Annotated in this window: 10 protein-coding genes; all 10 read left to right on the top strand. The window is 47.1% G+C overall.

Going from position 1 to position 7109, the window contains the following annotated elements:
* Nucleotides 1–386, top strand: a 386-nt coding sequence (locus J4G07_18295; GenBank protein MCE2415937.1) for a hypothetical protein, incomplete at its 5' end; no start/stop codon positions are given.
* 167 nt (nucleotides 387–553) lie between these two features.
* Nucleotides 554–805 carry a hypothetical protein gene (locus tag J4G07_18290; GenBank protein MCE2415936.1) on the top strand — a complete coding sequence of 84 codons (252 nt, stop codon included), beginning with the start codon at nucleotides 554–556 and terminating at the stop codon, nucleotides 803–805.
* Nucleotides 806–977: 172 nt separating this feature from the next.
* Nucleotides 978–1820: a hypothetical protein gene (locus tag J4G07_18285; GenBank protein MCE2415935.1), complete on the top strand. Its 843-nt coding sequence runs from the start codon at nucleotides 978–980 to the stop codon at nucleotides 1818–1820.
* Nucleotides 1798–2049 carry a hypothetical protein gene (locus tag J4G07_18280; protein ID MCE2415934.1) on the top strand — a complete coding sequence of 84 codons (252 nt, stop codon included), beginning with the start codon at nucleotides 1798–1800 and terminating at the stop codon, nucleotides 2047–2049. Before J4G07_18285 ends, J4G07_18280 begins: the two co-directional genes overlap by 23 nt.
* A gap of 11 nt (nucleotides 2050–2060) precedes the next feature.
* Nucleotides 2061–2513, top strand: coding sequence for a prepilin peptidase (locus tag J4G07_18275; GenBank protein MCE2415933.1), 453 nt, complete (start codon nucleotides 2061–2063; stop codon nucleotides 2511–2513).
* 148 nt (nucleotides 2514–2661) lie between these two features.
* The gene (locus tag J4G07_18270) at nucleotides 2662–3006 is read left to right on the top strand and encodes a helix-turn-helix domain-containing protein (protein ID MCE2415932.1); all 345 of its coding nucleotides are present in this window, start codon (nucleotides 2662–2664) and stop codon (nucleotides 3004–3006) included.
* Nucleotides 2946–3503, top strand: a complete 558-nt coding sequence (locus tag J4G07_18265; GenBank protein ID MCE2415931.1) for an IS630 family transposase — start codon at nucleotides 2946–2948, stop codon at nucleotides 3501–3503. The genes J4G07_18270 and J4G07_18265 overlap by 61 nt, the downstream gene beginning before the upstream one ends.
* A 395-nt stretch (nucleotides 3504–3898) precedes the next feature.
* Nucleotides 3899–4891, top strand: a complete 993-nt coding sequence (locus J4G07_18260) for a sigma-54-dependent Fis family transcriptional regulator (protein MCE2415930.1) — start codon at nucleotides 3899–3901, stop codon at nucleotides 4889–4891.
* Nucleotides 4892–5626: 735 nt separating this feature from the next.
* Nucleotides 5627–5938, top strand: a complete 312-nt coding sequence (locus J4G07_18255) for a hypothetical protein (GenBank protein ID MCE2415929.1) — start codon at nucleotides 5627–5629, stop codon at nucleotides 5936–5938.
* A 283-nt stretch (nucleotides 5939–6221) separates the two neighbouring features.
* A complete protein-coding gene (locus tag J4G07_18250; GenBank protein MCE2415928.1) occupies nucleotides 6222–6944 on the top strand; it encodes a hypothetical protein in 723 nt (240 codons plus the stop codon).
* Nucleotides 6945–7109 lie beyond the last annotated feature (165 nt).

Raw genomic sequence — 7109 nt, 5'->3', positions numbered from 1 at the left:
TCCGAGAAACCGGATTCTCTCCGTTGTTGGTAGATCTTGGTGGCATCCAACCTTCTCAACCCCAAAGCATGAAACCCCATTCGTTTGAAGAAGTTGTTTGCGACATCCTAAATGCTTGTAGCGTTTCGGAAACGGATGTCATCATTGACACGCTCGCCGACAAACATGGCTCCCGTTCTGAGGTTTTTGAAGCACTCACCTTTCTTTCTAAACTTTCGGAAATCGGAGTTCTGTTTTCGCCGGATCAACCTGAAATTGAATCCCCTCCGTGTGGTGAGCGACCGAAAATTTTTCTGACAGCGGGCATTTTGGAAAACAGAAAAAATCTTAGAAAATCTCGTTTGAACTTGGGGATCATACACAGCAGAATCCTTTTAGACCCCTAATATTGCCATATAAGGTCTTACCAAATCATGGAATTGCGGACCGATGTCGTTGAATGTTGCATCTGTTCCTTAAGGTTTATCCTTAGGTTTTTCTATGTCCTCAGCGGTGCACCGCATGAACATAACTTTGGTGAATTTATCCCATAAATGAAAGGAGGTGAAACCGAATGCAGACCCACGTCGTCGAACTCACGAAGCAGCGTCTCAGTGACTTCTTCGTCAAAGAAGATGGGCATGTTGCGCATAAGAACGCGTTAGTCGCCGGCACGGTGGCAACAGGAGCGATTTTCGCTGCATTAATGCTCGTGCCTGATACTGCAGAGGCTGGTTATCCTTGCGGTAATATAACGTGCCAAGATGAGCAATATTGCATATCCAGCCAAGATGGATGCGGGGGTTGGCACTACTTCTGCATCTGATGGATGCTGAGTCAGTAGCTCTCACTTGAATGCGGGAGAAGTCTGAGAAGATACTACTTCTTCCTTTTCCCGCATATTACTGATATTCTGTTTGTGATTGCAGACAATGCCCTGCCTGCAGCATATTTTCAAGTGATGTAGACAGGCAGAGACCTAATGAGGAGGATCAATAATGTTCAAAGCACTTCAGCGTCTACGATGCATTGTGGTTTTGATGGTTATTGTTTTATGCCTTGTAACCATAGAGAACATTGCCGGAGAAAAATGGCACGTAATTTCTGAACTTCCAACACATAGAGAGGATTTCTCGACTGCTGTGGTCGGTGATAAGATTTATCTTATCGGCGGCACCCTCTTTGAAAATAGGCGCGGTCCCTATGGACTGTCCACTGTTGAAGTGTATGATCCGAAAACGAATACTTGGGAGCGAGTCGCAGATATGCCAACGCCACGCACGAATGCTGAGACAGCGGTCGTCAACGGGACAATCTATGTTTGTGGGGGCTATAATGGGATGGACAATCGTTTAATTAACCTAAAATTTCTGGATATTGTAGAGGCGTACGACCCGCAGAATAATACATGGACGAGAAAGCAAGGAATGTCCGGGGGCCGCTTGGATTTTGGTGCCGGTGCTGTTGCCGGTAAAATCTATAGTATTGGCGGGTGGGTTCACCCTTTGGATAAGGAGCCTGAGGCTCCTGGGCGTATTGACCTCGTAGAAGCCTACGATCCTGCCACTGATACATGGATGAAGCGGGCGAAGATGCAAAGGAGACGTGATGGTTTCGGTGTGGGAGTTGTCAACAATCATATTTATGCTATCGGTGGACGTGGGTGGCCGCAAGTGGGTCCCGGAGGTCCCTTTTTAAAGGTCATTGAGGAATATAATCCGAAAATCAACCGCTGGGAATGGAAGAATGAGATGCCGGACCTGAGGCTATCATTCTCGACGGTTGTTCTTCATTTGGCAAAACAGGGTTCCTCAATATATGGCAACTGTGGATACCTATAATCCAGAGACAGAGGAATGGAGTGATATTTCACCGATGCCAATGCCCCTTATACCTTTTAGCGCAGCGGTGGTCAACGGTAAAATCTATGTCTTCGGGGGTAAAGGAGAAAACAAGGCGCGTTTTACCAATGTAATGGTATTCGGGATGGGCTTTCGTGCGGTTGAGGCGGTCAGGAAGCTCTCCACACGCTGGGGGGCGTTGAAAATGGAACACCAAAGCCAACCTTAAGGAATTGAAAAATGCTCAACTACCAGAATTTGTTCATCGCTCTTCTTCTGCTTTTCTGCTGCTATGCTGCCTATACAGACCTACGAGAAAGAAAAATCAAGAATTTTTGCAGCTACGGGCTTATCTACGCTGGCATTCTCAGTCAAGTTATCGCTGTTTGGTCAGGGAACAGTGCCCTCTTCAACAGTATCTTTACGGTTGTTGGGGGCTTTTTAATCGTTCTAACACTCTATTGGTTCGGTATTTTCGCCGCTGGAGATGCCAAACTCGTTTGGGGAGCATCGCTGCTGATGCCCGCGGGGTTGTTTTCGGAAGCGGCGGCATACGCGCAATACACGCCGACAACCCTTGTTATCAATATTTTTGTGCCATATGGAGTCCACAGTGTTGTGTCATCTGTAGCGCATTATTGTGTCCGAAGTATCCATCGAGCACGAAGTATTGGATCCCTAAGAAACCCTTGATGGTGGCTAATACCGTCTTGAGCATGGATTGGATCTGTTTCAATGTGTCATTGAGAACGACATCGGTTTTCTTGCGGTTCTGGCTGCCTTTGGGACGTCCGGGTTTGCCTTTGGTCTCCGAGGTTTGCGAAGCCGGGGCATTTTGCGTATGATTATGGCATATTCAACAGATTTACGCAAAAGGGTCCTTGATTTCGTTGCTAACGGTGGCAGTAAAGCCGCCGCTGAACGCACCTTCGGCACATCAAGAAGGACGATCTATAACTGGTTAGAAGCAGAAGATCCCTTAACTTCTGAGAAACCGGGCCCCAAGGGACCCCGCTCCATTGATTACGATGTGCTTCGGCAACATGTCGCTGATTTTCCTGATAAGACTCTCGCTGAACGTGCCAAACACTTCGGTGTTTCGACCAACGGCATCTTTTATGCGTTATCAAAACTCAATATCACGCGAAAAAAAAGACGACGCCCTACAAAGAACAGTGTCCGGTAAAACGCCAAGAGTATCTCTCGGCACTTCAAGAAGCGACACAAACCCATGGCAAAACACCCGTTTATATTGACGAAAGTGGTTTCAGTGAAACCGATTTCCGTCGGTATGCTTATGCCCTGAAAGGGGTCCGTGTTGAAGCGAAAGTGCGAAGTCATCGGTATACGACGACGACGTTGATTGCCGCACGTCTTGATGGCTGTTTCACAGCACCTCTGCTTTTCGAGGGCAGTTGTGATGCGATGGCTTTCAACACGTGGCTTTCGGAGGTCCTATGTCCATTGCTTGATGATAACCACGTTGTAATTATGGATAATGCGTCGTTCCATAAAGGTTCAGAGACAGCGGCATTGATCCGGGCTTCTGGTGCGAGTTTATTGTTTTTATCGCCCTATTCCCCGGAGTTGAATCCGATTGAGAAGGATTTCGCCAACATCAAGCGGATACGTCAATACAACGCTGAGACTTCTATTGATGATATTATAAAAGTGTATAACTAATTACGGGATCTACTATAAAAATACATAGACATCTTAAAGAAACAACGACCCTTTTCCGCTGGCGAGGTTTCTAACCTCGCCTCTTTAGAGTGTCAAAGTAATTCTAAAATCTACCATATACTAAGGTTTGGACAATGGGGTATCTTTGGACAGATACGTTCCAATACCACATCGCTTTTATCGCGTAGATGCTTAAGCACGATCAGTGTCACCCAGACGGGAAACAGGATATCTCTCAAGCATTTCTCCATAAAAATGCAATCTTTTTCGTTTTTATGACATTTATGCACGAAATGCGATCAAAAAACAGGTCTTTAAGAACGTCAACTCGATACACAGCAATTATGCTGTCTTCTTGAATCAGTAACCCGTTGATATGGAGGCCCCAAATTATAGTGTCAAGAAATACATTACGTGGCGATTACAGTGAAATCATCGGCAACAGTCCGCAGATTTTTGAAGTCCTGCAACAAATTGAGCACTTCGCATCGACATCAATGAAAGTCCTCATTTCTGGCGAAACTGGGACTGGTAAAGAGTTGGTCGCCCGTGCACTGCACAAAAACAGCGGTAGATCGGGAGAACTGGTTTCTGTTAACTACGCGGCGATACCTGCGACCTTGTTGGAGAATGAGTTGTTTGGACATGAGAAAGGGGCGTTTACGAGTGCCGAGGCACGGCGTATCGGTAGCTTTGAAAGGGCACACAAAGGGACACTCTTCCTTGATGAAATCGGGGAGATGCCGCTTTCCGGGCAACCGAAGTTGCTACGTGCGATTGAGGATAACCAGATTGAACGCATCGGTGGCGAAAGGTCTATTCCGGTGGATGTCCGAATCGTAACGGCGACCAACAGAAATCTCGCACAAGCCGTTAGAGATGGAACGTTTCGTGGAGACCTCTATTATCGGTTGGATGTTGCCCCTATAGTGCTACCTCCATTGTCAGAGCGGCGGGAGGATATTGAGGTATTGGTAGTCCACTTTCTTGAAAAACATTGTGAAGTCGGTAAACTGGGGGTTCTGCAAGTGGCGGCGAGTACATTGGCTCTCCTCAAAGCCTATCCTTGGCCTGGAAATGTGCGGGAATTGGAGAACGTCATTGAGAGAGGGATTTCTCTGGCGAAAGAGGGCGTTCTCCGCCCAATGCATCTACGAAAAAATTTCCGGACCTACCAAAAGCAATCGATGAATGTCTCCGAAACTATTTCTCCACCTGAAAACGAGCAGAGCGTGGGTGTTCCGCTCGGTGCGACGCTTGAAGATATGGAAGAAGCGTTCGTCCGTGAAACGTTAGCATGGCTTGACGGGAACCGGACGGAAGCTGCGAAAGTGTTAGGAATCGGCAGACGCACGTTGCAAAGGAAATTGAAAAAATATAATATTTAACGCGAGTTGCCACTATGTAGCATAAACCGTTAGTTTGTGCATAAGAGTGTGCAACCTAATAGGATACGCTACAAAATATTAATATTTAGGTGATGTTGATTCTTGAGGATAGAGGACTTTTCGTTTTTCCTTGTTAAAAAAACACAGACCTGTTAACGTAGGGTTAAAGGTATCAACAGTTTTCTGAGTTTGTAGCACTACGGCACTTCAGTCCAACGCGCGAGTATGGGAACTTAGCCAGAATGACGCGATTATGTGCGTCAATAGGACGCACTGCGTCAAAGGGACGCGGTTTGAAATAGGGCTGGATTCGAGGGATAACAAGGGAATTTGAAAATAAGGAGAGGGTTCCATTTCTTCAGGGAAAGTTTTTGGTAAACCGAGGAGATACTGCTCTCTCAATTTCAGTGTGTTCGACAGAGATCGCGTGTTTTATGAAAGGGATTGGCACGGAACTTGCTACTATAGTCTAACGTGAGTTTCGGCGCGAATGTATTAATTTTTATACCGAACTCACCGTTGTTGACAATTTCGTTTTTTCAGACGAAATCGTTTTTGTAATGGCAGTCTTCGATATTTTTTCAGAAGTGCGCCGAAGGGGGTAGAAACACCGATCGGCGCGGAAAGCACTGCCATAACCTGACTCTGACAGTGCTAACCTAATTGTAGCATAGGATGGATGTATTTTGTGAGACTTTTAGGTGAAGCACCTTACAAAAAAGGAGATAAATTCTCATGCAGACTCACGTCGTCGAACTCACGAAACAGCGTCTCAGTGACTTCTTCGTCAAAGAAGACGGTCATGTGGCGCATAAGAATGCCTTCGTCGCTGGCACGGTGGCGACAGGAGCGATCTTCGCTTCAATGTTACTCGCGCCTGATATCACAGAGGCTCATCAAGGTGATGCTGATGAGTATATGTGTGGTGATGACAACGGTCACACTCATTGTACAAAGGAAGAGGAGGCTTGTTGCTCGCGTAATCACAACAACGAGCCAAATAAATGGGAATATTTTTGCAGACCTGTAGACGTCGGCTGTCCGTAGAGGTTGGCTGTCCCTAAGCAGGTGGATTCGGTAAACGAACTAACCTGATTGTGTCTTAAAGGCATAATTCGGACCGAGATTCGTTATCACAAATTTTTCCACAGATTAAATACAAGACTCTAAAGAGAAATCTTAAGGGTAGATTTTGTGCGGAAGAGGTTGAGAAAGGCACTGTTTTTCGCTTTTTCCGCACATTCTTGACATTCGGTTTGTATTCAGAAGGAGGTGTCGATAATGTCCAGAATACTTCGGTTTTGCTGTTGTGGTGCTCTCTCATTTTGTAATGGAAAATGCTGATGCGAACGAGTGGCGGGTGATTTCCGAACTCCCAACGCAGCGAGCTAGCTTCGCGACTGCTGTGGTAGATGGTAAGATTTATCTCATCGGTGGCACGCTTTTTGAACATGAGCGGGGGATTTGGTGTGATCCTGGTCCTGGTATTTGCCGTGGCCCTTTTGGGATGTCCCTGGTGGAGGTGTATGACCCAGAAACCAACACGTGGGAGAGACTCACAGATATGCCGACTGTCCGTTCCGATGCTAAGGCGGCTGTTGTTGCTGGCAGGATCTATGTCTTGGCAGGAAGGGTGGGGAAAGACAACCGTCATGTGAATCTCACAACTCTGAAAGTCGTCGAGATGTACGACCCGGAAACCGACACATGGGTCCGAAAACAGGACATGTCCCGTCGCCGTGCGGCATTCGGCATCGGGGTGGTTGCTGGCAAAATCTATGCCATTGGTGGGAATGTTGATCCAAGGGACAAGAAGCCTGAGGATCCAGGACGCGTCGATCTTGTGGAAGTCTATGATCCTGCCACCGATACATGGTCAAAGTGCCGACACGACGCGATGGCGTTAAGGCAGCGGTTATTCGGGACACCCTTTACGCCATCGGTGGGTCTGGGTGGCCGCCGGATGGTCAAGGGGGTCCCGCGCTTACTACCATTGAAGTGTATCATCCCAAAACCAACCGCTGGCGGAAGAAACCTGACATGCCAAATCTGAGATGGGTATTTTCGAGTGTCATTGTTGCGGATAAAATCTATCTCATTGGAGGTACCGATTTGCAAGCGGGTGATAGACGCCCTGCTCCCGTTGAAGTGTATGAGCCGGCTGCTGAGAGATGGCGTGTGGTTTCTGCGAGGCCAACCGTAAAGTCGCCATTTGGTG

Source organism: Candidatus Poribacteria bacterium, assembly GCA_021295715.1.
Lineage (GTDB): Bacteria > Poribacteria > WGA-4E > WGA-4E > WGA-3G > WGA-3G.
The sequence above is the reverse complement of the archived record's forward strand: the minus strand, read 5'-3'. Positions and strand labels throughout refer to the sequence as shown.